Here is a 1613-nt window from a genome sequence, read left to right as displayed (position 1 = left end):
CTAGCTTGATCTTTAACCTGTGCGGCGTGGGCGAGGAGTGGTCGACTTCTTGTTCCGGGACGTGGCAGTGCCCGTCTTGCGGGGTGTGTGGACGTCGTGGCGTGGGGTGGGTCGGGTGTTCTTTCGGCCGGGCGGTCGTCCAGGTCCGGGGCGGGTGAGTTTCGGTGCCCTGGCCGGGCAGACGACCTTGGGGCGGATGTGCCGAAAGTCGCGGCGGACACGTGCCGGGGTCAGCCTGTCTGAGGAGACGGGCCTCTCCCATGGGTGACGCCGGTCGGCTGCCAGTGGCCGGGCGAGACGGAGTTGGGTGTAGGCCGCGAGGATCAGCCAGGTCCATCGGTCGGCCGCCTCGGGGGTGCGGATCTTCGGGCAGGTCCAGCCGAGGGTCTGCTTGAACAGGCGGAAGGTGTGCTCGATGTCGAAACGACGCAGGTATGCCTGCCAGAGTCGGTCGCTGTCCGCTTCGGTGGCGTCCGTACCCGACCACCACAGCCAGACCGGCTTCGGGGTGGCTCCGCTGGGCAGATGGTCGATGTCCAGACGGATCACGGTCCCCTCGACGATCGGGAGCGAGCCATCGGCCGCGGCCCAGGACGAGCGGTGGGTGAGCTTGGGGTGGAGCCGGTCCCAGGACCGGGCGGTGGCGGTGCCGTAGAGGCGCGTGTCGGTGACGGTGTGGGTGTCCGGAGTGCCCCAGGTGTCGGGCTGCCCGAAGACGAACTCCCCGCCGTGCCGGGGCGGTCGGCCCATGGTGTGAGGCTGCCGCGGCGGGGCTGGCCTGCGCAGGACACGGTCCGACCGCATGCGGGCCAGGACCTGCACGGGCAGGTCCCGCAGGATGTGGGCCAGGCGGGGTGCGTCGTATCCGGCGTCCGCGACGATGAGGACGTCCGGGTCCGCACTCTGCCACTGACCTGTGGTGATCAGCCGCTCGACCAGTTCGCGCAGCTGCCGGGCGGTGACGGTGGCGGTGTCGTCCCCAGGTGTCAGACGCAACGCGTCCAGCGGGACGGTCCACGAGCTGCGGCCGGGTTCCAGCGCGCAGACGATCGAGTATGGCCACCCGGGAACGGGAATGTGCTGGTCCTTGCCCCGGCCGTAGGTATGACACAGGATCCGCTCCGGTGAGGTGTGGGCGTCCGGCCGCAGCCAGCACGTGACGTCGACGGCCAGGACCAGCCGGCCGTCGGCCGCCCGTGGCAGCGGCACCGAGGCCAGGGCCCGTCGCATCCGGTCCGCGTCGACCCGGCCCTGTGCGACGGCGGCGTAAAGCCCTCCGTGACCACGGCGGTGTTCGCCCACCAGCGACAGCTCGGCCAGCGACCTCACCGGCCCGTCCCCGCACAGAACCGCGTCGGCCAGCTCGAACAACGCATCCGAACGGGCGGTGAGACAGGAGTAGAACTCACCCCGGAAGCGTGACAGTTCCGCCAGCGAATCCTGCCGGGCGTCGTGATACTGCAGACTCATCCTCACGGCCTTCGCGCTGGACGTGTGTGTTCCTTGGTCGGAGCACATGTTCAGACGAAGGCCGCTTCCGTGTACGGCGGTTACCGAACCGAGTGATCAAGTACGACGCACCGTTCGACGCCACACGTTAAAGATCAAGCTAG

The 1613-nt window shown here is 69.2% G+C and carries 1 protein-coding gene; it reads right to left on the bottom strand.

All coding sequences use genetic code 11. The annotated features are described in order from the left end of the window. Positions 1 to 12: 12 nt before the first annotated feature. Positions 13 to 1470: an NF041680 family putative transposase gene (locus tag ACWFR1_RS40290; protein WP_453561074.1), complete on the bottom strand. Its 1458-nt coding sequence runs from the start codon at positions 1468 to 1470 to the stop codon at positions 13 to 15. Positions 1471 to 1613 lie beyond the last annotated feature (143 nt).

It is taken from the genome of Streptomyces sp. NPDC055103, from assembly GCF_053607625.1.
This window is presented reverse-complemented; position numbering and strand designations above follow the sequence as displayed.

What these genes read in the sequence shown, in the direction of transcription:
- ACWFR1_RS40290 (WP_453561074.1), bottom strand. Translation starts at nt 1,470, where the DNA reads ATGAGTCTGCAGTATCACGACGCCCGGCAGGATTCGCTGGCGGAACTG.